22 protein-coding genes and 2 pseudogenes are annotated in these 25,056 nt (G+C 70.5%); 14 read left to right on the plus strand and 10 right to left on the minus strand.

The genetic code is table 11. The features are described from left to right. Nucleotides 1-97 precede the first annotated feature (97 nt). The 3 genes from ACH4NX_RS03930 (at nt 98) to ACH4NX_RS03940 (ending at nt 3,081) form a co-directional block, all read left to right on the plus strand. Nucleotides 98-1,471: an MFS transporter gene (locus tag ACH4NX_RS03930; protein ID WP_351397803.1), complete on the plus strand. Its 1,374-nt coding sequence runs from the start codon at nt 98-100 to the stop codon at nt 1,469-1,471. Continuing rightward, a complete protein-coding gene (locus ACH4NX_RS03935; RefSeq protein WP_351397806.1) occupies nt 1,464-2,732 on the plus strand; it encodes a hypothetical protein in 1,269 nt (422 codons plus the stop codon). The genes ACH4NX_RS03930 and ACH4NX_RS03935 overlap by 8 nt, the downstream gene beginning before the upstream one ends. A gap of 73 nt (nt 2,733-2,805) precedes the next feature. Then, nucleotides 2,806-3,081 (plus strand): hypothetical protein, encoded by a 276-nt coding sequence (locus ACH4NX_RS03940; protein ID WP_351397809.1) that lies wholly within the window; start codon nt 2,806-2,808, stop codon nt 3,079-3,081. A gap of 1,248 nt (nt 3,082-4,329) precedes the next feature. On the opposite strand, the gene ACH4NX_RS03945 is transcribed toward ACH4NX_RS03940, so the two are convergent. Beyond that, nucleotides 4,330-4,527: a hypothetical protein gene (locus ACH4NX_RS03945; protein WP_351397812.1), complete on the minus strand. Its 198-nt coding sequence runs from the start codon at nt 4,525-4,527 to the stop codon at nt 4,330-4,332. Nucleotides 4,528-4,804: 277 nt separating this feature from the next. Continuing rightward, nucleotides 4,805-5,980 (minus strand): NAD(P)/FAD-dependent oxidoreductase, encoded by a 1,176-nt coding sequence (locus ACH4NX_RS03950; protein WP_351397814.1) that lies wholly within the window; start codon nt 5,978-5,980, stop codon nt 4,805-4,807. 79 nt (nt 5,981-6,059) lie between these two features. Here ACH4NX_RS03950 and ACH4NX_RS03955 point away from each other — a divergent pair, with 79 nt between their 5' ends. Further along, the gene (locus ACH4NX_RS03955) at nt 6,060-6,710 is read left to right on the plus strand and encodes a TetR/AcrR family transcriptional regulator (protein WP_351397816.1); all 651 of its coding nucleotides are present in this window, start codon (nt 6,060-6,062) and stop codon (nt 6,708-6,710) included. A 276-nt stretch (nt 6,711-6,986) separates the two neighbouring features. Here ACH4NX_RS03955 and ACH4NX_RS03960 read toward each other — a convergent pair whose 3' ends face one another. Continuing rightward, complete coding sequence (locus ACH4NX_RS03960; protein ID WP_398129966.1) at nt 6,987-7,124, minus strand: hypothetical protein; 138 nt, start codon at nt 7,122-7,124, stop codon at nt 6,987-6,989. Nucleotides 7,125-7,292: 168 nt separating this feature from the next. Beyond that, entirely contained in the window at nt 7,293-7,676 is a 384-nt protein-coding gene (locus ACH4NX_RS03965) for a helix-turn-helix domain-containing protein (protein WP_351397820.1), read from the minus strand. Between the two features lie 124 nt (nt 7,677-7,800). Here ACH4NX_RS03965 and ACH4NX_RS03970 point away from each other — a divergent pair, with 124 nt between their 5' ends. Next, entirely contained in the window at nt 7,801-8,190 is a 390-nt protein-coding gene (locus ACH4NX_RS03970; RefSeq protein ID WP_351397823.1) for a RidA family protein, read from the plus strand. A gap of 196 nt (nt 8,191-8,386) precedes the next feature. On the opposite strand, the gene ACH4NX_RS03975 is transcribed toward ACH4NX_RS03970, so the two are convergent. From ACH4NX_RS03975 to ACH4NX_RS03990, 4 genes and pseudogenes are all read right to left on the minus strand, one after another. Further along, nucleotides 8,387-8,929, minus strand: coding sequence for a class I SAM-dependent methyltransferase (locus ACH4NX_RS03975; RefSeq protein WP_398129963.1), 543 nt, complete (start codon nt 8,927-8,929; stop codon nt 8,387-8,389). A gap of 372 nt (nt 8,930-9,301) precedes the next feature. Then, nucleotides 9,302-10,576 (minus strand): annotated as a pseudogene (locus tag ACH4NX_RS03980) (SMI1/KNR4 family protein); the annotation flags it as partial. A 358-nt stretch (nt 10,577-10,934) separates the two neighbouring features. Beyond that, nucleotides 10,935-11,228: pseudogene (locus tag ACH4NX_RS03985) on the minus strand (RICIN domain-containing protein); the annotation flags it as partial. A 387-nt stretch (nt 11,229-11,615) separates the two neighbouring features. Beyond that, the gene (locus tag ACH4NX_RS03990; protein ID WP_351397826.1) at nt 11,616-12,038 is read right to left on the minus strand and encodes a DUF2267 domain-containing protein; all 423 of its coding nucleotides are present in this window, start codon (nt 12,036-12,038) and stop codon (nt 11,616-11,618) included. Between the two features lie 243 nt (nt 12,039-12,281). On the opposite strand from ACH4NX_RS03990, the gene ACH4NX_RS03995 reads away from it, so the two are divergent. From ACH4NX_RS03995 to ACH4NX_RS04005, 3 genes are all read left to right on the plus strand, one after another. Then, nucleotides 12,282-12,989: a dienelactone hydrolase family protein gene (locus ACH4NX_RS03995; protein ID WP_398129942.1), complete on the plus strand. Its 708-nt coding sequence runs from the start codon at nt 12,282-12,284 to the stop codon at nt 12,987-12,989. A 19-nt stretch (nt 12,990-13,008) separates the two neighbouring features. Further along, the gene (locus ACH4NX_RS04000) at nt 13,009-13,671 is read left to right on the plus strand and encodes a phosphoribosyltransferase (protein ID WP_398129941.1); all 663 of its coding nucleotides are present in this window, start codon (nt 13,009-13,011) and stop codon (nt 13,669-13,671) included. 160 nt (nt 13,672-13,831) lie between these two features. After that, entirely contained in the window at nt 13,832-14,263 is a 432-nt protein-coding gene (locus ACH4NX_RS04005; RefSeq protein ID WP_398129940.1) for a DUF2809 domain-containing protein, read from the plus strand. 91 nt (nt 14,264-14,354) lie between these two features. Here the strand turns inward: ACH4NX_RS04005 and ACH4NX_RS04010 are convergent, their stop codons facing one another. Then, complete coding sequence (locus ACH4NX_RS04010; RefSeq protein ID WP_398129939.1) at nt 14,355-15,389, minus strand: LacI family DNA-binding transcriptional regulator; 1,035 nt, start codon at nt 15,387-15,389, stop codon at nt 14,355-14,357. A gap of 138 nt (nt 15,390-15,527) precedes the next feature. On the opposite strand from ACH4NX_RS04010, the gene ACH4NX_RS04015 reads away from it, so the two are divergent. From ACH4NX_RS04015 to ACH4NX_RS04035, 5 genes are all read left to right on the plus strand, one after another. Beyond that, complete coding sequence (locus tag ACH4NX_RS04015; protein ID WP_351397838.1) at nt 15,528-16,832, plus strand: extracellular solute-binding protein; 1,305 nt, start codon at nt 15,528-15,530, stop codon at nt 16,830-16,832. A 10-nt stretch (nt 16,833-16,842) separates the two neighbouring features. Continuing rightward, nucleotides 16,843-17,799, plus strand: a complete 957-nt coding sequence (locus ACH4NX_RS04020) for a sugar ABC transporter permease (RefSeq protein ID WP_279562991.1) — start codon at nt 16,843-16,845, stop codon at nt 17,797-17,799. Further along, on the plus strand, nt 17,796-18,614 hold the full coding sequence (locus ACH4NX_RS04025) for a carbohydrate ABC transporter permease (protein ID WP_279562990.1): 819 nt from the start codon (nt 17,796-17,798) through the stop codon (nt 18,612-18,614). The genes ACH4NX_RS04020 and ACH4NX_RS04025 overlap by 4 nt, the downstream gene beginning before the upstream one ends. Further along, nucleotides 18,611-20,992 (plus strand): beta-glucosidase, encoded by a 2,382-nt coding sequence (locus ACH4NX_RS04030; RefSeq protein WP_398129938.1) that lies wholly within the window; start codon nt 18,611-18,613, stop codon nt 20,990-20,992. Before ACH4NX_RS04025 ends, ACH4NX_RS04030 begins: the two co-directional genes overlap by 4 nt. A gap of 185 nt (nt 20,993-21,177) precedes the next feature. Then, nucleotides 21,178-21,795 (plus strand): DUF6629 family protein, encoded by a 618-nt coding sequence (locus tag ACH4NX_RS04035; protein WP_398127032.1) that lies wholly within the window; start codon nt 21,178-21,180, stop codon nt 21,793-21,795. Nucleotides 21,796-21,799: 4 nt separating this feature from the next. Here ACH4NX_RS04035 and ACH4NX_RS04040 read toward each other — a convergent pair whose 3' ends face one another. After that, a complete protein-coding gene (locus ACH4NX_RS04040; protein ID WP_398127031.1) occupies nt 21,800-23,497 on the minus strand; it encodes a PucR family transcriptional regulator in 1,698 nt (565 codons plus the stop codon). A 223-nt stretch (nt 23,498-23,720) separates the two neighbouring features. On the opposite strand from ACH4NX_RS04040, the gene ACH4NX_RS04045 reads away from it, so the two are divergent. Continuing rightward, entirely contained in the window at nt 23,721-24,989 is a 1,269-nt protein-coding gene (locus ACH4NX_RS04045) for an aminotransferase class III-fold pyridoxal phosphate-dependent enzyme (protein WP_351397846.1), read from the plus strand. Nucleotides 24,990-25,056: the final 67 nt, after the last annotated feature.

The following is a 25,056-nucleotide window of genomic DNA, read 5'->3' on the forward strand; positions in this document are numbered from 1 at the left end:
AAAGGTCTGTTCCCCCCACGCTGCGGAGGTGTCCTATGACTCCTGCCTCGTACATGATCCGTACCGTGCTCGCGTTTTTTGCCACAGGGCGCCCTTAATGGCCGGCCAGGCACGTACCTTGGCTGCGCCCGGAACTCAGGAGGAGATGCATTGGCGTGAGACACGGCGCGGTCGACTGGGCTGGTACGGCTACGACTGCGCGACTTCGGTCTTCGCCACCTCGGTCACTTCGATCTTCTTCGGGCCGTACATCACCGATGTCAGTGAAAACGCGGCCGACGTCGACGGGTATGTCCACCCTCTGGGCATCCCGGTGCTGGCTGGTTCTTTCTACCCGTACGTCGCCGCTCTGTCCGTCCTGCTCCAGGCGTTCCTGCTGCCCGCTGCTGCGGCACTCTCCGAACGGCACGACCGGGGCCGGCTGCTCGCGGTGTTCGCGGCCGGCGGTTCGTGCGCGGGCATCGGTATGGTCGCCATCGGTCCCACGGATTACCTCCTCGGAGGCGTGCTGTACGTGGTGTCCATCATGGCCTTGGGTGCCTCCATCATGATCGCGAACACGTACATCCCGATTCTCGCCTCGCCCAGGCGGCAGGATCGCATGTCCACCGAGGGATCGGCGGCCGGATTCCTGGCATGCGGTCTTGTGCTGGTGTTCGATCTCGCGCTGTACGCCAATCACGAAACGGTTGGACTGACGGAAAGTCAGGCCGTACGGCTCATTCTGCTTATCACCGGAGTGTGGTGGCTGGTTTTCGCCATCGTGGCGATATGGATGATGCGCGGCTACGGAACTCCTCCGGCTGTCGAGGCCCAGTCGGTGACGAGTGGCGTGTACCGCACACTCTTCATGGCCGTGCGCCGATTGTGGAAACTGCCCGGGGCTCGCTGGTTCCTGATCGCCTTTCTGCTCTACAACAATGGCATGCAGGCCGTGACCTCACTCGTGGGAACGTACGCGGTGGAGGAGATCGGCATTTCGCAGGACAGCCTGGTCATCGCCATCCTCGCGGTCCAGTTCGTCGCGTTCGCGGGTGCGCTCATCGCCGGGCGCCTGGCGGAGCGGTACGGGGGCCGCAGGGTGCTCCAAGGGCTGCTGGTCGCCTGGATGCTCACGGTGGTCACCGGGGCGCTCGTCCCCGACGAGGCCTTCTTCGCCTTCCTGTCGCTGTGTGTCGGCGCCGGCTTGGTGGTGGGTGGCACCTACGCGCTGTCGCGGTCGGTGTTCATCAGGCTCGTACCGGAGGACCAGACGACCGAGTTCATCGGCATCTTCGAGATGGTCAACAGGTGCCTGGCCTTCCTCGGTACATCGGCCTTCGGGATCGTCCTGCAGGTGTCGGGGAGTTACCGCCTGGCGTGGCTCTCCATCCTGGCGTTCTTTGCCATAGGCGGCGTGACACTCGTGCTCGGTGTAAGGAGCCGGGGTGCCAGCGGTTCACTGAAGGAGAGGAAGACGGCCCATGGCTGACGGCGAGCACCACACTCCTCGCTACCGAGTCCTGCTCACCGAGGCGTCCAGCGCGTCGGCCCGCGAGATACTGACGGTGCTCGGGCGCCAGGGACACGAGATCGGTGTCATGGACAGCGGCGGACTCGGCCTCACCGCACGGTCCCGGTGGGTGGCGCGCCGCCACCGCGGCCCGCGCTTCTCCGCCGGACCGGAACGTTACCTGGTCGCCCTGCGGCGAGTTCTGGCGGAATACGAGTACGACGTCGTGCTACCCACCCACGAGCAGTTGGTGGCGCTCTCGCGACACCGTGAGGAGTTCGGCGCGATGGGAGTCGGACTGGCCGTTCCGGCGTTCGACGCGGTGCGTCAGGTTCAGGACAAGGCCGAGACTGTCAGGCTCTTCGGCACACTCGGACTGCCCCAGCCGGATACCGCGCTGGTGACGGACGCGAAGGAACTGCTTGCACAGGTGCACCTGCTGCCCGCGTACGTCAAGCTGCCGGTGGCGACCTCGAGTCGCGGGGTTTGGCGCGCGACTGACCCCGCAGGGCTGGCCGGGGCCGCAGCCCGGCCCGAGGTGAGGGAGACCTTCGACCGCGGCGGCGTGATTCTGGTTCAGAAGGCCCTGCGAGGACCGCTCGTCATGGCCCAGTCGCTGTTCGACCGGGGCACCCTGGTCGGCGCGCATGTGTCACTGCGTAGCCGAGAGGGGGCGCAGGGCAGCGCCGCCGCGAAGGAGTCATTGACGCTGCCCGACGTGACTCGGCACCTCACCGAGCTGGGCGACGCGCTGGATTGGCACGGACCGCTGTCCATGGACGGAATTCTGGACGAGTCGCGGGGCACGGTCCGCTACATCGACGTCAACCCGCGGCTCGTGGAACCCGTCAACGCCCAACTCGCCGGCGTCGACCTGGTGCCGCGCTGGCTCGCTCTGTCGAGAGGCGAAGCCGTGGGGCCTCCGCCGCCCGCACGCGCGGGCATCCGTACCCACATGCTGCTCATGGCCGTGCTGCGGCACGCGGAGGTGGGCCGAGGGCGGCTGGACATCTTGCAGGAACTCGCCCGGGCCGCGACCGGAAGAGGGTGGTACGAGGGAAGCGCGGAGGAACTGCTGCCCCTTCGCCACGATCCGGCCGGAGCCCTGCTCCTGGGAGCGATCAGTGCCTGCCTGCTGGTCTCCCCGCCCCTGTGGCGGCGTCTGGCCGGCTCGGGAGCACCCGCTCACGCGCTGAGCGCGGAAGGCTGGCGCGAACTGACCGAGTCCCGGACATCGTAAGACGGTCTCTGGGCTGCCGCCTTGTCCCTGGCCGCGCAGGGGGACCACCGAACCGCACTGGACGGAGGAAGCCATGACGAACGCGCAGCTCACGGAAATGCGTCACGCCCTCAACACCTTGCGCATCTGCTTGAACTCGCTACGGACCAACGACGGAACGACACCACACCTGCTCAGGCTGGTGAACGACATCGACCGGCTGCAGGTGGACCTGGACGACATGGCCGGGCCCGGCCGTCCGGAACCTGATCCTACGCGGTTCGCAAGCGACGACGTCGTGTACATCGCGGACGGTCACGTGATCTGGCACGAAGCGGACGACGAGGGCATCGGCGGACACCGCCGGTGACCGGGTCGGTTGCGCAAACCAGACTCCCTGTGTCCCGACCGGCCGGAAGCGTCGTCCGAGCTCCGCAGCCGCACGGGTGAGGAGAATGTCAGACATGCAGGAGGAGGAGATGATGATGAACGACGACGGCACTCCTGCTACGGGTCGAGGTCTATGAGGTCCCGGGCTTCGGCAGCAACTACACCGACGTTTTCGGCCAGCAGGGCTGGGGATGATGTGCATGACCGCCGGGTTCCTCGTTATCCCTGACCCGCCGCGAGGTTGCGGAGCAGTGAGACGACCGTGGCCGGTTCCAGCATGCCGACGGCCTCAGAGCCTTGTCCACGACGGGTCCGCAGCCGCACCGGCGGTCGGACCGGGTTCGTCGCCCCCGGCTCAGCGCGAAAGCCCTCCGACGACCTCAACGGGATACTCTCAAGACGCCCACATGTCAGTACTCCAGCCGGGCTGCCGTGTGTGTCCTGTTCAGCGGCCTGGCGGTGGGGAGCGGAACGGGGGCTGGGCTTGTACGGGACGGTCTTGGGCCGACCGTCCCGCGAACGGCCGCCCGCGCCGCATGTAATGAGTTCAACGGAGCGTAGTCAGCAGGGGAGTCAGCACCGCACCGTCAAACCACCCTGAACTGCTCGTCCCGGACGGCACTCATTTCGACCATCACCGAGCCCCTGCGACGCCTTTCCACGAACCGGCGTGGTGGCCGCACGCATAGCAGACCCTCGAACTATGTTGCCCCGCCACATGTGCGCCTGACCTGTGGATTCCTACGGTGTGGCGACACACAAACGTCCCCGCCACACCCCAGGAAGTGGTGCCGATGTCGTCGCCCGCAACCGCTCCACCAGCCGCGAACAACCTCAAGCGCATCGTCGCCGCGTCCTTCGGCACCACCATCGAGTGGTGCGACGTCTCATCCGATCGGAGCCAGGACCTGCGGCTCTGCACCGGTGTGTCACCGAGCAGGAGACCTCGACCGGCCGGGAATCGTGCGACGCGCAGTGGCACCCGCTCGTCGAGTCCGCCGCCGGCAGGGGCGTCCGCTGGGGCGAGGTCACGCCGTACGGAAGTACGACTTCGTGTCGCCCCTCTCCGAGGTCCACGTCAAGCCGCCGTTGAAACGCGATCCCAGACGCCGAGGAGTCGCCGGGCCACCCCCTCGCCCCGTGGCGGTCCGGCCACCGAGGCGGCGCCTACTGACGAGGCGATGCCGTTGCAGCGCCGGTGACCACAGGGCCGGTGCTTGGACGCCGGTCACCGTGCCGCACGCCTCCGCTGCAGCAACCAGGTACCCCCTGTCACTGCCCCCGTCACTGATAAGCCTATTATCAGCGACTTCCTGAGCTCCTCCACCTTGCTGCCGTCGTCCGCAACAACCACCGACAGCGACGCGATGACGGCCGTGATCACCAGCCCGATGGCCAGGTTCTTCCTCACCAGCGATTTCAGCAACTGCTTCTCCTTCTCGATGGGTGTGGCGCCGCATCGTCCTCGATGCGTCGCCACACCGGGTTGTCATCCGTGCGGGTCGGTCAATGGTCGGTCAGTACGGTCTCGCGCCGTGTCCGTTGCGGACGTTGCACGCCACCACCGAACGGGCGTGGAAATCCGACCCCACCCTCGTACGCGCGACATGCACCGGCGCCCCCTGTGAATGAGGCCCTGCCGACACCCATCCTCGGCAACCCGCGTCCATCTTCACGAGCGAGACGTCGGGCCTGCGGGCCGTCTAGCGCGTGGCGGACGGTGATCCGCCCATGGCGGACAGGGAAGGCGGCTCATAGTCGTACAGGTATCCCTGCGCCCGTTCGAAGAACGGGAGGAGTACGCGCATCTTCGCCGCGTTGACCTGTCGCTTCACGGCACCGGGCCGCTTGCTCTCACGGGCGTTGTGCCCGTGCTTGAGCAGCTTGTCAATGCGCGGGCGGCGTGCCGCGTCGTAGGCCTTGAGCGCCGCTGGGACGGTCGGGGCGCTGCTCAGCGCCGCCGCGAGTTCCAAAGCGTCCTCGGTGCACATCGAGGCGCCGTGTCCGACGCCGACAGGGTGGGCGGCATCGCCGACCAGGACCATGCGCCCACTGTGCCACGTCCGGACCGGATCGCAGACGTTCAGGTGGCCGGACGCGACTATCGATGTCGCGGCTCCAACGATGGCCCTCGGCATCGCCTCCGGAAACAGCTCGGCGACGCGCCGTAGCCATTGCGCGTCGTCGATGCCTCGTAGGTCGGGCTTGACCGGATCTCCGATCTGAGCCGTCCACCACTGGGTCTTTTCGTCGATGCTGGTGTATACGAAGGCGCCGTGGCGCGCGTAGGCGAGATTCCAGACGCCGGGCTCGAGACCCGTCATGGTGGCGATTCCGGCGACCCCGTAGAGCCCCGCGTACTCTGCGCGCGGCGCGGACGAGTCGATCAGCCCGCGCACGGTCGACCAGACGCCGTCGGCGCCCACGAGCAGCTCCGCGGTGTCGCGCCGGCCGGAGGCGAATTCGGCCACCACGCTGTCCGCTGACTCCGTTCCGCCCACCAGGCGTTCGCCGGTGACGATCCGCGCGCCCGCGTCGAGCGCCGCGCGCCGCAGGATTGCCACGAGCCGTCCGCGCTCGAGCGAGATGCTGCGCATCGAGTCGGCTTCACGCCGAAGGCGTGGCACGTCGCCCAAGAGGTGGCCGCCCTCCGTGTAGAACCGCATCCGTTCGATGGGGTGTCCGGCCGCTTGTACGTCGCCTAGGCAGCCCAGCTTCTCCAGCGCGCGCAGGCCGTTGACCGCCAGGCTGAAGTGGGCGCCGACGTCCTCGGGCGGAACATCGTACGCCTCGTAGACGGTCACGTCGTGACCGATCTGCTGCAGTGCAAGGGCGATGGCAGGCCCGGCTATCCCGCCACCGATCACGATCGTTCGCACAGCGCTCCCTGAATTTGGTTTCACTGAATACTGATTCAGCGTAAGTCTGTTCCGATAGGCTGGCATCTGTCAACAGCCGATGGAGGACGACATGCCGCAGGCGAGTACCGCCAGTCGAAAGGTCCGTGCGGCCCAGACTCGTGCCGCGCTGCTGGACGCGGCGCGGGGGCTGTTCAACGATCGCGGCTACCTCAATACGAAGATCACCGACATCACCGCAGCGGCCGGACGCTCGACCGGCTCGTTCTACGAACACTTCGCCGGCAAGGACGAGCTGCTCCAGGCGCTCCTCGCCGAGATGGAGGATGCGATCGACGAGCGCATGGTCGGCCTGGAGCACCCCCGCGACCACGACCTGACCGACCGCGACCAGCTGCGCGACCACCTCGGTGTCGCCTGGACGGTGATGCGGCAGAATCGCCCGGTCACGCTCGCACTGTTTCAGGCGATGGTGGCCGACGACCCGGGCACGGGCCGGGCCTGGCGCGACCTGCGCGAGCAGACAGACACCATTCGGGAGCATCTGGAGTACCTGGTCGAGCGCGGACACCAGCTGCCCGGCGACCCCGAGTTCATCGCGGGGGCGATAGGCGCGATGCTCGTCACCCTCAACTACGCTGTGCTGACGCCCCCCGGCGGCGAAGACGACCAGCGCGTCGTCGACACCCTTACGGACCTGCTGTTGCACGGGTTGGCCGGGCCGGCGTCACATTCGGCGGATGAAGCTTAAGACCGTGTCCCGTCGTCGGGTCTCACCGCAGTGCCGACGCCGTCAACGACGCCGGCCCGTCGGCCAAGACCGTCGAGTATGTCGAGCGCGGCGACAAGCTGCCGAGCGCCGACGCGCGCCCGAGCCTGGCCGATTTCGTCGCCCCGCTGCCGAGGCCAACCCGACCGCGCCAATGTCACGATGTCATCAGGGCAGCCTTCGGCCAGGTCTGGTGCTTCCTCGTTCCCCGGCCGGCACGAGAATTGCCGATGCCGGCGCGGTGCTGACTCGGAAGGGTCAACCCTGGAAAGGCCGCAGGTCGTAGCTCTGGTCGGATGAGTCGTCGTACCACTCGATGGTGGTGCCGATGAGGGACGCGGCGACGATGCGCTTGAAGTTGTCCGGGGCCGGTGGAGCGGTTGCGGGCGACGACATCGGCACCACTTCCTGGGGTGTGACGGGGACGTTCGCGTGTCGCCACACCGTAGGAACCCGCAGGTCAAGCGCACATGTGGCGGGGCAACATAGTTCGAGGGTCGGCTATGCGCGCGGCCACCATGCCGACTCGTGGAAAGGGCGGTTGAGGGATGGGACCGGCCGTTCTCAGCCCTCGAAACCGCGTCGGGACGCCTCGATGTGGCCGAGGTTTCGGTGGGTCCACTCGCACATCACGTCGACCGTCTTCCGCAGTCCCTGGCCCGGCTCGGTCAGGGTGTACTCGACCTTCGGCGGGACCGTGGGGTACACGGTCCGCTCGACCAGACCGTTGCGCTCCAGCATGCGCAGGTTCTGGGTGAGCATCTTGTGGCTGATCCCCTCGACCGCGCTCCGCACCTCGCTGAAGCGCAGGGTGCCCTCGCCCAGGGCCTCGATGATCAACAGCGCCCACTTGTTGGCGACGTCCGAGAAGATTTCCCGCGCCAGCGAATCCGCCCGCCTCAGGTCCGCCTGTTCCGCGGGAGAGCCCGTGAATTGCTTGGTCACCATAAGGTCCCTCAGTCACTTGAAAGTGCGTTCTTCCATGTCAGCAGCCACTCTTCTACGGTTTCCCAGTAACCACAAGAGAGCAAGCGCGGGCCGGCAGGCCTGTGCGACAAGGAGGCGTACGACGATGGCCATCACCCTGGTGAACCCCGCGGGACTGCCCGAGATCGACGTCTACCGCCAGGTGTCGGTCGCGACCGGTACGAAGCTGGTCTCGATCGCCGGCCAGGTCGCCTGGGATTCCGACGGCGACCTGGCCGCGCAGGTCGAGCAGTGCTACCTCAGCATCGGTACCGCGCTGGCCGGTGTCGGCGCCTCCTTCGACGACGTGACGAAGCTGACGCTGTACGTCGTCGACTGGACCCCGGACAAGATGCCCCTGCTCCTCGCCGGAATCGCCCGGGCGACCGAGAAGCTCGGGGTCACCGCAGCCCCGCCGGCCACCCTTCTGGGCGTCGCGGCGCTGGACATCCCCGCGCACCTTGTGGAGATCGAGGCCACCGCGGTCATGGACTGAGCGTCCCGGGCCCTGTGTCCTCGTCATGAGGAACGGCACGGGCACGGTCCCATCGGGTTGTGCTCTTCGCCCACCGGCCGGGCTTCGACTTCCAGGGCCCAGCGGTGGGTGAGGCGGGCTTTGGCGCGGCTCGCTCCGCGGGTCAGGGGCGGCGGGCGATTCAGGTGGTGCGGGTGGTGCGCGCGCACTCAGGTCGTCACGGCGCGCGATGCCGTGCGGCTGTGTCTCGTCCAGCAGCGCGTCCAAGGCGGACAGGTCGCCCGCGTCCAGGACGTCTGTGGCGTGGGAGCGCGGCTTGGCCAGAAAGCCCTGGGCGCAGGCGTTCAGCGACGGTCCTGCCTGAGTGCTGTCGAGACGAATATCGAAGGGGCGCCGCTCCTCGGGAGTGAACCCGGCGCCCCGGAGGTGGTCGGTCCATTCGTGGGGCGGCTGGGTGTTCGTGGCGGCGTGCAGGCGGGCATCGAGGCCGGGCCGGCCGGTACCGGTGTCCTCGGGCAGGAACCGGGGGAAGAAGTCCATCCCGGTGACGGCGATGGGCCCGCCCGGCCGCAGCTGCTCGAAGGCCCGGGCGAAGGCGGGCGGGGTCGGCCACGTGGTGCAGGAAGGCGGCGGCCCAGATCAGGTCGTACGGCCCGCCCTCACCGATCTCGGCCCAGGGCTCGTCGAAGTCCGCCTCCAGCGTGCTGATCCGGTCGGTGATGCCAGTCGCCGCGGCCTGCTTGTGCAGCCGGTGCAGCATCTGCGGAGAGATGTCCACCGCCTCGAACGTCGCCGGGTAACTGGCGGGCGAGGGCGAGGGTGAGGCTGCCGGTGTCGGGACCGCTGCCCAGATCGAGGATCGGGGCCGGTGCGGGGGCACCCCGCTCCTTGTGCACGGCCGCGGCCGCGACGCGCCTGCGGCCTGGGCTCGTCGGACCAACGCCGTGATGTCCTGCCGGAAGTCTGCGGGCCGGCTACGGGTCGCGGGCCGCGGCCGGGAGGGGCACGTCAAAGTACTCTGCCGGGGCACACCACATCCGCCACGTTTTCGGGCGCACCCGTGCGGTCCAGCGGTGCGGTCCGGGACTCAAGCGACTGTGTTCCGCCTCGGTGCCGTCCTTCAGGTTGCCCGCGACGTGCGGTTGTCGCCGTGGTCGCGCTCCGCGAGCCACGCCGGACCGTCCGGGGCGAGCCCGGCCGTCGGTCCCGGTGCCTGACCGGTCTGCCCGCCCCGTGGGGTGGACAGCAGCTCGCGGCCCCGCTCGGGCGTCAGCAGCGGCCCGAGTACGGGGTCGGCCACCCAGCCCAGCGGGGCCAGGTGGTCAGGTCCCAGTGGTTCCCACAGGGGCAGAGCGTCCCTCAGCGTCCGCCATGCCCCGTCGGTGTCCGCCCACCTTGCCTGCTCCCGCGCCCGCTCGACCGCCTCTCCGAACGGACCGGTCGCCGTGTACCGGTACGTGCCGCCGCGCACCTGGTCCAGCGTCGCGTAAGCCAGCGCCACCAGGTCGTCGTCGGCGCCCCGCAGGTGGAACCTCAGCGTGGAGTCGTCCCGGTACGAGTGCGCCGCGTGCTCGGCGACCAACGGTGGCAGCAGTTCGGGCGCGTACCGCGGGTCCGTCACCAGGCCGTCGAAGTAGACCATGAAGGTCTGGCCGAGCAGTCGGCGTATCTGGTCGCCCAGCCCGGCGGCCCGCGGTCTGCCGTACGCCTTGGCCTCGTCCAGCGCCTCCACGGCCCGTGCCCAGCCGCCCCGCAGCGCCTCCAGCCGGGCCTCCTCCACCAGGGTGTCCAGCCTTCGCGTCGTGTCGTTGACGAACGCCGGTACCCCGTCGCCGGCTCGCGCCCGCAGACTGTGGAACTGGCGGTGCATGTCCCGCAGGAACGCGAGGAAGCTCGCGTGCCGTTCGGGTGACTCGGCCCGCCAGCCGGCCCACGTGTACACGGCCCACTCGCCGTCCTCGTCCACGTCCTCGGGATCCAGGAGGACGTAGGTGGCGTCGGAGTCGACGTCGAGCTGCAGCCCCCGCCTCCAGAGGTCCGCCTCCCGCCACTCCTCGGGCTCGGCGTCCTCGTCCAGGTCCTCCTCGAACAGCTCCGCGAGTTCGGACTCGTTGGCGTGCCAGCGCGCGTCCGCGGTCCCCGCCAGCAGCGACACGAAGCCGCCCGCGTGCCGCCACCCGTCGCTGACCTTGAGGAACTCCCGGTACGACGGGGGCATCCGACGGCCGAGGCGCTCCTCCATGACGGCGATCCGCTCCTCGGAGGCGGGTGGGAACCCCAGCCACCGCGCCCGCCGGGCGGCCTCCTCGTCCTCGCCCCGGGTCTCGCCGTCCGGCAGGGAATCCGCCCACTCCCCGCTCCACCCGAGCAGGAAGGCCCGCCAGTCGAATGCCGTGATGTCCGTCATACGCCCGATGCTGCCACCCGCCACTGACAGAGCCCTGTGCCCGGCAGCCGGGCCGCCGGGCCGGACCCCGCCTGCGGAGCGGCGGTGCCGTGGGCCGACCGCCGGACTGCGACATGGAGGCGGATGGTTGCCCTGATGGCCCACGAGGTGAACGGGCCCCGCTCCGGAGCACCGGATCTCGAGGTCGGACAGCGCGCCCCCGGTCAGTGCCCAGCTGCTGCCTGGAGGTCGGAGCGTCCACATCCGTGTACTACGGGGTGTTGCCGTCACGTGGTCCGCCGGGGAGAGTCCTTGGCGGAGGGGAGGGAGCCTGCGATGTCCGTGGGCCGGACGGCCCGGGCGGGGCCGAGCCACGGACTCAGGAGACGCCGGTGAACGTCCAGGTCTGGATCGCGCCGGACGTCGCGGGACGATGGGTGAGCGATGCGCCGCCGGTGGTGGACGCCGCGGTGAGGAGCAGGCCGCTGGACCGGGCGGTGAGGGTGTAGCCGCCGTCCTCGGGTGTGGCGGTCCAGCGCTGGTTCGGGGCTCCGCCGCACGGCCACTGGATGACGGCGGCCCCCGGCTGGGTGGAGTTCTGGCTGATGTCCGCGCAGAGTCCGGAGTTCACGTTCCTCAGCGCGTAGGTGCCGTCCGGGTGGGCGGTGACCGCCCACGTCTGGTCCTTTTCCTTCGGAGTGCTTCCGAAGGAGGAGGGAGCCTTCCGTCGACCATCCCGCTACTTTGTGATTCTTTTACCTTCCGGGCGGTTCCGGCTCGACGAGGAACCGCATGGAGGCGGACCCGTAGTAGTAGCGCGTCGTGCCGATCGCCGTCCCGTGCCCCTGGCCCCGGTCCGCCCGATACCGCGGTCGGTCATGTTCGTGCTCTCCGGATCCGTACGACAGTCAGCGCGCAGTCTCGCAGAGTGTCCGGCACCCGCCGCTCAGGAGGTGATCGGGCCGGGACGCTCAAGGTGATCTGCGCACTGTGCGTGGATTCGGACCCGATGACGGCTCGGAAGCCGCACCGGCGCCGGGCGCGGTGGCGCGGTCCCGGTTCAGTCGCCCTCCACGGTGCGGCCGGCGGGCAGGAGCTCGCGGATGTCCGCGGGCAGTGCCCCGGACACCTTCTCCGTCAGCTCCGGAGTGAGGGCGGCGTCGAGCACCTCCAGCACGGCGGCGGCCTCGCGCAGGGCCTGGTCCTCGTCCGTCGCCGCGCGGCCCGCGATCCGGCCGGCGAACACGGTGAGGTCGAATCGCTCGGCCGACGTGTCCGAGTGCCCCTCGGCGGTGGAACCCGTCACCTGTCGCATGGTGGTGGCCAACGTGGCAGGCAGTTGGGCGGCCGTGTGATCCGCGAGCCCCGACGGCAGCCGCTCGGCCAGTGTCTCCAGTACGGCCCGCGTCGCCTGTTCGGCAGAACCCCGGTCGGGCAACTGGGCGAGCGCCTGCACTTTTCCGATCATCTCGTCATGCTGCATGAGGTGGGCGTCCTTCCCCATGGTGCGTTCCGGCCGAGAGAGCCGGTGGCTGGCACCGGGCGAGTACCCGCGGTTGCGCCACTACACCGGAAGCCCGGGGACGAAGGCGGGGCCGAGCGTGGGGGCTCGCGTGTCATACCCGGTGTGTACCGGTCTGCCCACCCGGTGTGTCCCGGTGTGCCCGATCACTCGGCCGGGTACCCGGTAGCGGCCATCGGACAGCACCAGGGGAGATGAACACGCGTGATCTCCGAATCCGTACGGGTCACCTCGGACGGCGTGACGCTGGACGGGGACCTGATCGTCCCCGGCGGGGCACGGGGAATCGTCGTGTTCGCGCACGGCAGTGGCAGCTCGCGCCTCAGTCCCCGCAATCGGGCGGTCGCCACCGGACTGCGCCGGGCGTCCTTCGGCACGTTGCTGCTGGACCTGCTCACCGGGGACGAGGAGCGCGAGGACGTGGCGACGGCCGGGCACCGCTTCGACATCGCGCTGCTGGCCCGGCGACTCGTGGACGCCGTCGACTGGGTGGAGCGACGCCCGGACACCACGGACCTGCCCGTGGGTCTGTTCGGGGCCAGTACCGGGGCGGCCGCCGCCCTGGTGGCCGCGGCGGAGCGGCCGAGACAGGTCGCGGCGGTGGTGTCGCGGGGCGGACGGCCGGATCTCGCCGGCGACGTGCTGCCCATGGTCGTGGCCCCGGTCCTGCTCGTCGTCGGCGGCAGCGACCCGGTGGTGCTCGACCTCAACCGCGAAGCCGCGGAACGGCTGTCCGTGCCCCACCTGACTCACGTCGTGGCCGGGGCCACGCACCTCTTCCCGGAGCCCGGCGCCCTGGACCAGGTCACCGAGGCCGCCGCCGGCTGGTTCCGTGACCACCTGAGGGGGCGGGCGGACGATGAGCGCTCCGGCCGGTCACGCGACACCGTGCGGGGCCCCTCCTCCTCGTAAGAAAGGCAGATACCCGGTCATGCGATTCCACGACCGCCGGGAAGCCGGCCAGGAACTCGCCGTCCACCTCGTGGAACGGGCGTCCGGCGGCGACCTCCCCAACCCCTTCGTGCTCGCGCTGCCCCGGGGCGGCGTCCCCGTGGCCGCCCAGGTCGCCCGGGCGCTCGGAGCGCCGCTGGACGTGCTGGTCGTACGGAAGATCGGCCTTCCCGGCCGACCCGAGACGGGCATCGGCGCGATCGTGGGCGACGACCCGCCGCTGTTCGACCGGCGGGCACTCGACATGCTCGGCCTGGACGAGGACCGCCTCCTCCCGGACGTGGCCCGCGAGCGTACCGAACTGCACCGTCGCGCACTGCTGTACCGGGGCGGCCGGCCCCCGCCCCGGGTCGAGGACCGGACCGTGGTGCTCGTCGACGACGGACTGGCCACCGGCGCCACCGCCCGCGCCGCCCTGCGGCACCTGCGCCGTCGGCGTACCGCCCGGTTGATCCTCGCCGTTCCCGTCAGCGCTCCCGAGACCGCGGCCGAGATGGAGTCGGAGGCCGACGACGTGGTCTGTCCGCACCGGCCGCCGGACTTCCGGGCGGTCGGTCACTGGTACGAGGACTTCGAGCAGGTGAGCGACGACGAGGTCATCGGTGTCCTCCGCGAACACGACGCCTTCCCGGACAACGGCTGACGCCTCCCCGCACAAGGGTCGACGCCTTCCCGCACAACGGCCGAGGAACGACGCTGTGCCGGCCACCCCGGCCGCACCCGCACCGCCGCACCCGCACCGCCCACCCGCACCGCCCCACCCGCCCCGCCGGGGAGCGGAGCCGGTCCCGCAGAATGACCGTATGGCCTCTCCTCCCAAGACCGGTGCGGGTGTCGACAGCGAAGGGAGGAACCGGACCCGCCTTGCGGCGGCTGCGGCCGCCCTGACGACCGTGGGAGCGGGGCTGGGCCTCAGGGCCGTGGCGGCGGGAGACGTGGCCAAGTACGGCGGAGACGCCCTGTACACCCTGCTGATCGTCGCCCTCGTCGTCCTGGTGGCGCCACGGGTGACGGCGTGGAAAGCAGGCGCGGTCGCCCTGACGTTCAGCTGGGCGGTGGAGTTCTCACAGCTCAGCGGGGTTCCTGCGGAGCTTTCCCGGCACAGCGCCGTCGCCCGCCTGGTCCTCGGTTCCACCTTCGACACACCCGACCTGTTCTGGTACGCGGTCGGCGCGTCGGCCGGATGGCTCGCCGTGGCCTCCCGAACCGGTCGGGGCCGCTCACGGACCGCGTGACGGCGTGGTGGCGCACGGCGCGGTGCCGTGTGACCCGCCGGGAGGGGGGGCGACCCACCGACAGCGGCCGGCGGTGACCGGCGGGTCGTCGTCACGCGTCGGCGGAGGCTCCTCCCGGTGGCGCCGTGCTCTGCCGTACGACGAGGTGCGTGGCCAGTTCGATGCGCTGGGCGGCGCGGCCCGGGCCGTCCGGGCGGAAGAGCATGCGGGTCGCCTCCTCGGCCATGTGCCGCAGCGGCTGGTGGACCGTGGTCAGCGGCGGGCTCGACCACTGGGCCAGCGGTACGTCGTCGTAGCCGACGACCGAGAGGTCCTCGGGCACGCGCAGGCCTCTGACCCGGGCCGCCTCCAGCACGCCGAGGGCGTGCAGGTCACTGCCCGCGAAGATCGCCGTCGGCCGGACGGGGCCGTCCAGCAGGTCCATCGCGTGTTCGAAACCGCTCTGCACGTCGAAGTCGCCGAAGCGGACGAGGCGCTGGTCGATCGTCAGGCCCGCCATGGTCATGGCCGACCGGTACCCGTCGAGACGGGCCAGCGAGCACAGCATGTCCTCGAACCCGGTGATGATCGCGACGCGTTCGTGCCCGTGGTCGGTGAGATGACGCGTCGCGGCGAGGCCCCCGGCCCAGTTGGCGGAGCCCACGGACGGCACGTCGGGGTCCGGGTCGCCGGCAGGGTCGACGATGACGAAGGGGATGTTCCGCGACCGGAGCCGGTGCTTCATCTCCGCGGGGAGTGACGAGAAGACCAGCACCACACCCAGTGGCCTGCGCCGGAGCACCCCCTCGATCCAGTCGGGCGCCGGTGCGTGCCGGGTGCCGCTCCTCGTGAGCACCACGGTCGCCCGGTTCGCCTTGGCGGCGGTCTCCACGCCTTGGACGAGTTCCATCGCCCAGACGCTGTCCAGCTCGTGGAAGACGAGTTCGACCAGCGGGGAGCGCGACGGGTTCGAGTTTCGGCGGCGGTAGCCGTGGGCCTCCAGCAGCCGCTCCACCTTGACCCGGGTGGTGCTGGAGACGTCCGAACGACCGTTGAGGACTTTCGAAACTGTCGGAGGGGACACCCCCGCTTCTTTCGCCACCGCGGCCAGGGTGACCCTCGCTCCCACCTCAACTTCATCGTGCATGGAGGCAGGATAGGCCATCCGATCGATAACGTTTTGAGTCGGCACCTGCACGACCATTGACCGGAAATCCCGTCTGACTTTACTGTCCGACCAGCATGGACTTTCGGTGTTGATGCCGAAACTTTCGAAAGGCGAACGATGAAGACACGTGCGCGCTTGCCCAGACTGGTCGCCACCGGTGCGACGCTCGCCATGGCGCTGAGCCTGTCCGCCTGCGGTGACGGGAGCGGCGGGGCGTCGTCCGACGACGGCAAGATCCATGTCCTGGTCTACGGGGACGCCACCAACAAGGTCGAGCAGAAGATCGTCGACACGTTCAACAAGACGTCCGACGTCAAGGTCGTCCTCGACACCATCCCGGGTGCGGACTACCAGAAGAAGCTGCAGACGATCATCAACACCCCCCAGGCCCCGGACGTCTTCTTCAACTGGGGCGGCGGCAGCATCAAGCCGTTCGTCAAGGCCGACCTGCTGCTGCCGCTCGACGACTTCATCAAGAAGAACCCGGACCTGGAGAAGAAGTTCCTGCCGAGCGTCTTCGAGAGCGCGGTCGTCGACGGCAAGCCGTACGGCATCCCGATGCGCGGCACCCAGCCGGTCCTGCTCTTCCACAACAAGGCGGTCCTCGACAAGGCCGGCGTCCAGCCGCCGAAGACCTGGGACGAACTGCTCGCCGCGGTGGAGAAGCTCAAGGACGAGGGTGTCACGCCGATCGCGCTCGGCGGCGGCGACGTCTGGCCCACCCAGATGTGGTTCCAGTACCTCTACGACCGCATCGCCGGCCCGGAGCTGTTCGCGAAGGCCGTCGGGGGCGACAAGGCCGCCTGGGAGAGCGCGGACAGCAAGGAGGCCCTGGACAAGATCAGGGAGCTCGTCGACGCCGGCGCCTTCGGCAAGAACTACGACTCCGTCAAGTACACCAACGGCGGCTCGGTCCAGCTGGTGGCCTCGGGCAAGGCCGGCTTCGAGCTGATGGGTTCCTGGTACTACTCCCAGCAGCTGACGGACCATCCGGACTTCGCCGAGAAGGACCTCGGCTACACCGCCTTCCCGGCCGTCGAGGGTGGCAAGGGCGACCCGGGCAACGTCGCCGGCAACACCAACAACTACTACTCGGTGATGAAGAAGACCAAGCACCCCGAGGCCGTCGCCGAGTTCCTGAAGCTCATGTACTCCGACGACTTCGTCAAGGCGCAGTTGGACATCGGCAACCTGCCGACCACGACCAACACGGACAAGTTCATCGAGACCTCGGGCACCCCCGAGTACTCGCGCTTCCAGTACGACCTCGTCTCCGACGCCCCGTCCTTCCAGCTCTCCTGGGACCAGTCGTTCCCGCAGAAGGCGAGCTCGGACATGCACAAGGCCATCCAGCAGTTCTTCAACGGACAGCTCGACACGGACGGCTTCATCAAGGCCATGCAGGCCCTCCCGACCGAGTGACGAACGGCTCATGACCACACAGACCACGAGCGCCCGGCCGCCCGCCGAACCCCGCAAGGGGTCCCGGCGGCGGCCGCCCGCCTCGTCCGCAACGAAGATAGGCCGCCCGAGCTTCGCCTGGGCGCTGCCCGCCGCGGTCTTCTTCGCCCTCTTCGCGATCGTCCCGCTGATCATGGTGGCGGTGCTGTCCTTCATGAGCTGGGACGGGCTCAGCTCGCCCGAGTTCGTCGGCACCGACAACTGGTCGCGCCTCATCGACGACCCGGTCATGCTCAAGAGCATCTGGCTGACCCTGCTGCTGACCGCGCTCGGCGTGGTCCTCCAGACCCCGCTGAGCATCCTGCTCGGCGTCTGGGCCGCCGGTCACCAGCGCAACCGCGCCGTCCTGTCGGTCATCTACTTCATTCCCCTGCTGCTGTCCGCGACGGCCGTCTCCGTGCTGTGGCGGGCGCTGCTCGACCCGAACTTCGGCATCCCGGCCGAGGCCACCTGGCTGTTCGGCGACGGCAACCTGTTCGGTGAACAGGCCACGGCCATCGGGGTGCTGGCGTTCGTCAGCACCTGGCAGTTCACCCCGTTCCACACGCTGATCTACCAGGGTGCCGCCCGCGCGATCCCGCCGGTGCTGTACCAGGCCGCGGAGATCGACGGGGCGGGCCGCTACCGGCAGTTCTTCCACATCACGCTGCCGCAGCTGCGCACCTCCATGGTCACCTCGGGGATCCTGATGATCGTCGGCGGTCTGACCACGTTCGAGACGGTCCTCATCCTGACCCAGGGCGGCCCCGGCACCGACACCACCATCAGCGCCTACTACATGTACGACAAGGCGTTCAAGAGCTTCGACTACGGCACCGGCTCCGCGATCGCCCTTGCCCTGGTCGTCGCCGCCACGATCATCTCGCTGATCGTCGTCCGGGTCTCCGGCTACGACAAGATGCGCGGCTCAGCGGAGGGTGTGTCATGAGACGCCGACCGAACTACCTGGCCGGCGCCGGCTCGCTCTTCTGGCTCCTCCTGGTCGGCCTGCCGCTGTACGTGATGCTCTCCGCGACCCTGCGCACCCGTCAGGACTACGCCGAGAACGGCCCGGTCTCGTTCCCGGACAGCTTCACGCTGGACAACTTCACCGGTGCCTTCGACTCGGGCTTCGGCCAGTACTTCCTCAACACCCTGCTCGTCACCGCCTCCGTGATCGGCATCGTGCTGCTGCTGGTCCCGCCGCTCGCCTACGCGATCGTCCGCAGCCGCGGCAGGACCACGTCGGCGATCTTCCGGCTGTTCCTGCTCGGCCTCGCCATCCCGGCCCAGGCCGTGATCGTGCCGATGTTCTACCTGATCAGCGAAGCCGGGCTGTACGACAACCTCCTCGGCGTCATCCTGCCCACGGCCGCGTTCTGCCTGCCGATGTCCGCCCTGATCCTCAGCGGCGCGATGCGTGACATCTCCCAGGAGCTGTACGAGGCCATGGCGATGGACGGCGCCAGCCCGCGCCGCGTGTTCTTCCAGCTCGTCCTGCCGCTGTCCCGCGGCGGACTGTCCACGATCGTGGTGTTCTCCGCGCTCCAGGCCTGGAACGGCTTCCTGTTCCCCCTCGTCCTGACCCAGTCAGAGTCCACCAAGGTGGTCACCCTGGGCCTGTACAACTTCCAGACCGCGCACGGCATCGACATCCCCGGTCTGCTGGGAGCCGTGGTGCTGTCCATGGTGCCCATCCTGCTCGTCTACCTGTTCGCCCGTCGCGCCCTGGTCCAGGGCCTGATGGGTGCCGGAGGAAAGTGACCGCCAACGTGGCCGTAGAGACCACCCCCGAAGTGCCCCTCTGGAACGACCCCGCCCGATCCCTCACCGACCGGGTGTCCGCACTGATCGAAGCGATGACCCCCGAGGAGAAGATCGCCCAGCTGTACGGCGTGTGGGTCGGCGCGTCCAACGAGGGCGGAGACGTCGCCCCCCATCAGCACGACATGGAGGAGGCCGTCGACCTCGACGCCCTCCTGCCCACCGGACTGGGCCAACTCACCCGTCCCTTCGGCACCGCCCCCGTCGACCCGGCGCTCGGCGCGCTCTCCCTCATGCGCACCCAGGCCCGCATCGCCTCCGAGAACCGCTTCGGCATCCCCGCCGTCGCGCACGAGGAGTGCCTGGCCGGCTTCGCCGCCTGGGGAGCGACCGCCTACCCCGTCCCGCTGTCCTGGGGCGCCACCTTCGACCCGGACCTGGTCCGGCGCATGGCCCTCGCCATCGGCCGCGACATGCGGGCCGTCGGCGTCCACCAGGGCCTCGCACCCGTCCTGGACGTGGTGCGCGACGCCCGCTGGGGCCGGGTCGAGGAGACCATCGGCGAGGACCCGTACCTCGTCGGCACCATCGGCACCGCCTACGTGCGGGGCCTGGAGGACGCCGGCGTCGTCGCCACCCTCAAGCACTTCGTCGGCTACTCGGCCTCCCGCGCCGGACGCAATCTCGCACCCTCCTCCGTGGGCCCGCGCGAGCGGGCCGACGTGCTGCTGCCCCCCTTCGAGATGGCGATCCGCGAGGGCGGCGCCCGATCGGTGATGCACGCCTACACCGACATCGACGGCATGCCCGCCGCCGCCGACGAGGACCTCCTCACCGGGCTGCTGCGCGACACGTGGGGCTTCGACGGCACCGTGGTCGCCGACTACTTCGGCATCGCCTTCCTCAAGACGCTGCACGGCATCGCCGCCGACTGGGCGGGGGCCGCCGGCGCCGCGCTGCGGGCGGGCGTGGACGTCGAACTGCCGACGGTCAAGACGTTCGGGGCGACCCTGGTCGAGGCGGTCGCCGACGGCCGCGTGCCGGAGTCGGTGATCGACCGCGCCCTGCGCCGGGTACTCACCCAGAAGGCGGCGCTCGGGCTGCTCGACCCGGACTGGGACCCGGTGCCGCCCGCGCTCGACGGCGCCGACCCGGACGACCCGGCCGCGCTGCGCGGCAGGATCGACCTCGACGGCCCGGCGAACCGCGAACTGGCCCGCACGGTCGCCGAGGAAGCGGTCGTGCTGCTGAGCAACGACGGCACCCTGCCCCTGGACCGGCCGCGCCGCATCGCCCTGGTCGGACCCAACGCCGACGAGCCCACCGCCGTACTGGGCTGCTACTCCTTCCCCCAGCACATCGGCGTCCACCACCCCGAGAACCCGGTCGGCATCGAACTGCCCACCCTGCGCGACACCCTGGCGTCCGAGTTCCCCGACGCCGAGTTCACTCACGTGCGCGGCACGGGGGTCGACGACGGGGACGTCATCGGCATCCCCGAGGCCGTCCGGGCGGCCCGCGACGCCGATGTCGTCGTCGTCGTCCTGGGCGACCGCGCCGGACTGTTCGGCCGCGGCACCAGTGGAGAGGGCTGCGACGTCGAGTCGCTCGCCCTGCCCGGCGCCCAGCAGCAGCTCCTCGACGCGCTGCTGGACACCCGCAAGCCCGTGGTGACGGTGCTGCTCGCCGGGCGGCCCTACGCCCTGGGCCGCGCCGTGGCGGAGTCCGCCGCGATCGTGCAGTCCTTCTTCCCGGGCGAGGAGGGCACCGCCGCCATCGCCGGCGTGCTCAGCGGGCGCACCAGCCCCACCGGCAGGCTGCCCGTCAGCGTGCCGCGCGGGGCGGGCGCCCAGCCGACCACGTATCTCGGGGCGCGGCTCGCCCACGCCAGCGAGGTGTCCAACATCGACCCGACACCCGCCTTCGGTTTCGGGCACGGCCTCACCTACACGACGTTCGCCTGGAGCGACCTCACGGTGGACACCGAGGAGGCGCCCACGGACGGTGCCTTCCGGCTGGAACTCACCGTCCGCAACACCGGCGAACGGCACGGAACCGAGGTCGTCCAGCTCTACCTGCACGACCCGGTCGCCTCCGTCGTCCAGCCGGTGCAGCGCCTCGTCGGCTACACGCGGGTGCCGCTGGCTCCCGGTGAGGGACGCCGTGTACGCGTCTCGGTCCCGGCCGACCTGGCCTCCTTCACCGGGCGCGACGGCCACCGTGTCGTCGAGCCGGGCGACCTGGAGCTCCGGCTCGCCGCGTCCAGTACCGACCCGCTCCTGACGGCGACGGTGACCCTCACCGGCCCGGAACGCCGTGTCGACCACACGCGGCGGCTGCACGCCGTGTTCGGCCAGGAAGCCACCGCCGACGCCTGATCCGCCGGCCGTACTACGAGCGGTGCCACCCGGTGACCCCGGGTGGCACCGCTCGTCGCGGGGTGGCGGACCGGAGGGACGGCGGGCAGGCGGGGCCACTTACGGTGGTGCGGCCGTGTCGACAAGGCCGTGCCCCACCGGATCGGTGAGGATGGGGGCCCGTCGGCCGACCCGAGGACGCGAGGATGTGCTGGAGCGCGGAGGCCGACCTCGTCGCGGGCGCGGCGGTCGCCACCGTCGGCGTGGCCTGCGTGGCGCGGACCCGACGGGGCCGCGACCTTCCGCTGGCCGCGCTGCCCCTGCTGCTCGGACTCCATCAGATGGTCGAGGCGGCGGTCTGGGCCTCGGACGGAGGGACCGGACCGGCCACCCTGGCCTGGACGGTCATGGCCCTCCCACTGCTCGCTCTGTGGGTACCGGCGGGCGTGCTGTGCGCCGCCCCGCGGTCCGCACGGCGTCGACTCGTCGTGCCGCTCGCCGCCGGAGCCGCGACGGCGACGGTGCTCTCGTACGTACTCGCCACGCGCCCTGTGCGGGCGGAGATCCGCGGCCACACGATCGGCTACGCGGTGGACCTGCCGCACGCCGGGCCGCTGGTCGTGGGCTACCTGGTGGCCACGGTCGGCTCCCTGCTGCTGTCCGGCGACCGGGGCCTGCGCGTGCTCGGGTACCTGACCGGCGTGGGCGCGCCGGTCTGCTGGGCCCTGTGGCGGCTGGAGTTCGTCTCGACGTGGTGCGCGTTCGCGGCGGTGTGCTCGATGGTCCTGCTCGGATGGGTGAACGGGCGACGCGCGAGGCGGTGAGCGGTCAGCCGCCGCGCAGGGCGTCGAGGGCGTGCAGCGCCACGTGGACCTCGGTGCGCTGCCCGCCGGATTCGAGGTCGCGGCCGAGTAACCGCTCGATCGTGCGCAGCCGTTGGTAGACGGTCTCCCGGGACAGACCGCCGGCGCGCGCGGCGACGGTCTTGTTGCCGGCGGCGTCCAGGTAGCCGCGCAGGGTGGCCAGGAGGTCGGTGCCGTGCCGGGCGTCGTGGTCGAGGAGCGGGCCCAGCTGCCGTTCCGCGTAGTCCTGGACCCGGGGGTCGTCGCGCAGCGCGAAGAGCAGGCGGCGCAGGCCGATGTCGGACCGTTCGTGGAAGGAGCGGTCCGGCGGGAGGGGCTGACCGGGCTCGGTGGCCTCGGCCACCCGGGCCGCCTCGCGGAACGAGCGGGCGACGTCCGCGAGGTCCGAGGCCGGGGAGCCGACGCTCACGGTCGTGTCCGGGACCGCGTCCCGGGCGGTGCGGCTCAGCCGCTCCACGGCCTGCCGCCAGGGACCGGACGGGCGCAGCGCCAGCAGGATTCCGAGGCGGGTGGGGGCGAGGCGGCCGACGAGCGCCGGGGCCCCCGTCGCCCCCAGTTCCTCGGTGAGGCGGGTCTCGGTCCTCACGGTGTCGTCCTTTGCCGGCACGTCCGCGAGGACGGCGACGAAGCGGGCGCCCTCCGTCGGCAGCCCCAGTGCCGCCACCCGGGCGCGCGCCTCCGCGGGGGAGCGGTGCCGCTGCTCGACGAGGTCCCGCAGGGCGTTGCGGTGCGCGGTGCGTTCCCAGGAGACGGGGTGGGTGAGGCGGGCGATGGTGAGAGCCATCGCGGTCCTCTCCAGCACGGTGACGTCCTCGGGGCCGAAGGCCTCGGGCGCGCCGCAAGGACCGGGTGTGCCGCAAGGACCGGGCGTGCCGGGAGAGCCGGACGTGCCGGGTGGACCGGGCGTGCCGGGCGGACCGGGAAGCATGATCACCCGACCCCAGTCCTCGCCCTGGTACTCCACCGGGGCCACGAGCCAGCCCTCGGGGCCGAAGAGCCCCGTACGGTCGGCCGGCGGGGTGGCCCGGGAACGCCGTTCCCAGTCGGTGAGCGCCGCTTTTGTCGCAGTGCCCATGGGCTCACAGAGCAGCGCCCGGTGGACCAGGTTCTCCAGCACGACCGTGCGGCCGCACATCTGGGCCGCGGCGCGCAGCACGTCCTGCGGACCGGCGCCGCGCAGGGTGAGGGCGGTGAACGCCTCGTGGACGCGCTGGGTCCTGCGCATCGCGTCCGCCTGGTTGCCGAGGATCAGTGTGTGGACGACCTGGGTGACCTCCAGGAAGTTGACGTCCTTGGCGAGCGTGACCAGAGGCAGGCCGCGGGTCCGGCATGCGTCGACGAGGGCGTCGGGCGGCCGGTGATAGCGGCGTACGAGTTCGATGACCAGGGCCGCGGCACCGACGGCGGAGAGTTCGTCGACGTAGCGGCGTACGGCGACGGGGTCGTCGGGCAGGGGCATGCCGGTGGTGAGGACGAGTTCACCGCCCTTGAGGAAGGAGGCCGGGTCCGTCAGTTCGGTGATGTGGACCCAGCGGACCGGCCGGCCGACGTGATCCAGGCCGGTGACCACCCGCGGCTCTCCCGCGGCGAGGACCGGCAGGGCCAGCACGTCGGCCACGGTGAGGGGACGTCCCACCGGGCCCCGGTGCCGCTTCTCGCCCACAGTGCCTCCTTGCACGCCTGGCGTCACTCTGACAAGCGTCACTGACCTGCGCAAGAGCGCTCGGACGGCGGCCGTGGCGCGGCCGGGGCGCGCGGCGGGACCCCAATGGTTGACACAACGTCCGGATACCGCGGCCCGGCCGGACAGATCACGCGTTGCCGGACCCCGGGCCCTGGGAAGGCTCGGGAGAGCAGCAGACCGACGATCAGGCCGGGAGACGACCATGACCGCACTGTCGCCGCACCTTCGCCAGGCCACGCCCGTCGTGGCGGTCCGGGGGGAGGGCGTCCACCTCCATGGTGAGGACGGCCGCCGCTATCTGGACTTCACCGCCGGCATCGGTGTCACCAGCACCGGGCACTGTCACCCGAGGGTCGTCGCCGCCGCCCGGGAACAGGTGGGCACGCTGGTGCACGGTCAGTACACGACCGTCATGCACCAGCCGCTGCGGGACCTCGTCGACAAGCTCGGCGAGGTGCTGCCGGACGGCCTGGACAGCCTGTTCTTCATGAACTCCGGCAGCGAGGCCGTGGAAGCGGCGCTGCGCCTGGCCCGCCAGGCCACCGGCCGGCCGAACGTCCTGGTCTGCCACGGCGGTTTCCACGGCCGGACCGTGGCCGCCGCCTCCATGACCACCTCCGGCACCCGCTTCCGGTCCGGTTTCTCACCGCTGATGAGCGGTGTCGTCGTCACCCCGTTCCCGACGGCCTTCCGCTACGGCTGGGACGAGGAGACCGCCACCCGCTTCGCCCTGCGGGAACTCGACTACACCCTCCAGACCATCTCCTCGCCCGCCGACACCGCCGCCGTCATCGTCGAACCGGTGCTCGGCGAGGGCGGGTACGTACCCGCGAACCGCGCCTTCATGGAGGGCCTGCGGGAGCGCGCCGACCGCCACGGATTCCTGCTGATCCTCGACGAGGTGCAGACAGGCGTGGGCCGCACCGGCCGGTTCTGGGGTCACGGGCACTTCGGGGTCACGCCCGACATCCTCATCACCGCCAAGGGCCTGGCCAGCGGTTTTCCGCTGTCCGGCATCGCCGCCCCCGAGGAACTGATGCGCAAGGCGTGGCCGGGTTCGCAGGGCGGCACGTACGGCGCCAACGCGGTGGCGTGCGCGGCGGCCTGCGCCACGCTCGACGTCGTGCGCGACGAGAAGCTCGTGGAGAACGCCGAGGCGATGGGGGCGCGGCTGCGCGGCGGGCTGGAGGCGGTGGCGGCCCGCACGCCGGCCATCGGCGACGTACGGGGAATGGGGCTGATGCTGGCCAGTGAGTTCGTCACCGAGGACGGCGACCCGGACCCCGAGACCGCCGCCCGCGTCCAGCGGGCCGCCGTCGACGAGGGCCTGCTGTTGCTGCTCTGCGGGGCCTGGAACCAGGTGGTCCGGATGATCCCGGCGCTGGTGATCGACGAGCCGGCCGTCGACGACGGGCTCCGGGCGTGGGCGGCGGCGGTCGAGGCCGGTACGTCGGGAGCGGCTGACCAATGACGGTGACCCCAGGGGCCATGGTGACCACACGGGCCACGGTGACCGTACGGGACATGACGACCGCGCC

Source organism: Streptomyces sp. NPDC017225 (genome assembly GCF_044331465.1).
Taxonomy (GTDB): domain Bacteria; phylum Actinomycetota; class Actinomycetes; order Streptomycetales; family Streptomycetaceae; genus Streptomyces.

Coding starts and splice junctions, on each gene's coding strand:
- ACH4NX_RS04010 (WP_398129939.1), bottom strand. CDS start 15,389: ATGCACGATGAAGTTGAGGTGGGAGCGAGGGTCACCCTGGCCGCGGTG.
- ACH4NX_RS03965 (WP_351397820.1), bottom strand. CDS start 7,676: ATGGTGACCAAGCAATTCACGGGCTCTCCCGCGGAACAGGCGGACCTG.
- ACH4NX_RS04045 (WP_351397846.1), top strand. CDS start 23,721: ATGACCGCACTGTCGCCGCACCTTCGCCAGGCCACGCCCGTCGTGGCG.
- ACH4NX_RS03935 (WP_351397806.1), top strand. CDS start 1,464: ATGGCTGACGGCGAGCACCACACTCCTCGCTACCGAGTCCTGCTCACC.
- ACH4NX_RS04015 (WP_351397838.1), top strand. CDS start 15,528: ATGAAGACACGTGCGCGCTTGCCCAGACTGGTCGCCACCGGTGCGACG.
- ACH4NX_RS04000 (WP_398129941.1), top strand. CDS start 13,009: ATGCGATTCCACGACCGCCGGGAAGCCGGCCAGGAACTCGCCGTCCAC.
- ACH4NX_RS03940 (WP_351397809.1), top strand. CDS start 2,806: ATGACGAACGCGCAGCTCACGGAAATGCGTCACGCCCTCAACACCTTG.
- ACH4NX_RS03930 (WP_351397803.1), top strand. CDS start 98: ATGGCCGGCCAGGCACGTACCTTGGCTGCGCCCGGAACTCAGGAGGAG.
- ACH4NX_RS03955 (WP_351397816.1), top strand. CDS start 6,060: ATGGAGGACGACATGCCGCAGGCGAGTACCGCCAGTCGAAAGGTCCGT.
- ACH4NX_RS03975 (WP_398129963.1), bottom strand. CDS start 8,929: ATGCTGCACCGGCTGCACAAGCAGGCCGCGGCGACTGGCATCACCGAC.
- ACH4NX_RS03960 (WP_398129966.1), bottom strand. CDS start 7,124: ATGTCGTCGCCCGCAACCGCTCCACCGGCCCCGGACAACTTCAAGCGC.
- ACH4NX_RS04025 (WP_279562990.1), top strand. CDS start 17,796: ATGAGACGCCGACCGAACTACCTGGCCGGCGCCGGCTCGCTCTTCTGG.
- ACH4NX_RS04035 (WP_398127032.1), top strand. CDS start 21,178: ATGTGCTGGAGCGCGGAGGCCGACCTCGTCGCGGGCGCGGCGGTCGCC.
- ACH4NX_RS03990 (WP_351397826.1), bottom strand. CDS start 12,038: ATGCAGCATGACGAGATGATCGGAAAAGTGCAGGCGCTCGCCCAGTTG.
- ACH4NX_RS03970 (WP_351397823.1), top strand. CDS start 7,801: ATGGCCATCACCCTGGTGAACCCCGCGGGACTGCCCGAGATCGACGTC.
- ACH4NX_RS04020 (WP_279562991.1), top strand. CDS start 16,843: ATGACCACACAGACCACGAGCGCCCGGCCGCCCGCCGAACCCCGCAAG.
- ACH4NX_RS04005 (WP_398129940.1), top strand. CDS start 13,832: ATGGCCTCTCCTCCCAAGACCGGTGCGGGTGTCGACAGCGAAGGGAGG.